The sequence below is a fragment of the Exiguobacterium sp. J17977 genome (assembly GCF_018616375.1).
GTDB lineage: Bacteria > Bacillota > Bacilli > Exiguobacteriales > Exiguobacteriaceae > Exiguobacterium > Exiguobacterium mexicanum.
In genome coordinates, this window is sequence record NZ_JAEQBB010000026.1 from 1 (window position 1) to 235 (window position 235).

Consider the following 235-nt stretch of genomic DNA (forward strand, 5'->3'; position numbering starts at 1 on the left):
GAGCGGAAGACGGGATTCGAACCCGCGACCCCGACCTTGGCAAGGTCGTATTCTACCACTGAACTACTTCCGCATAAAAATGAGCCATGCAGGGCTCGAACCTGCGACCCTCTGATTAAAAGTCAGATGCTCTACCAACTGAGCTAATGGCTCAAACCTGGTGGGGGGGGGCGGATTCGAACCGCCGAACCCGAGGGAGCGGATTTACAGTCCGCCGCGTTTAGCCACTTCGCTA

General features: G+C 56.6%; 2 tRNA genes. Both read right to left on the minus strand.

What is annotated here, in order from left to right:
- Position 1: 1 nt before the first annotated feature.
- Positions 2-73 (minus strand) — tRNA-Gly (locus tag KNO58_RS15340).
- Positions 74-80: 7 nt separating this feature from the next.
- Positions 81-153: transfer RNA gene (locus tag KNO58_RS15345), tRNA-Lys, on the minus strand.
- Positions 154-235: the final 82 nt, after the last annotated feature.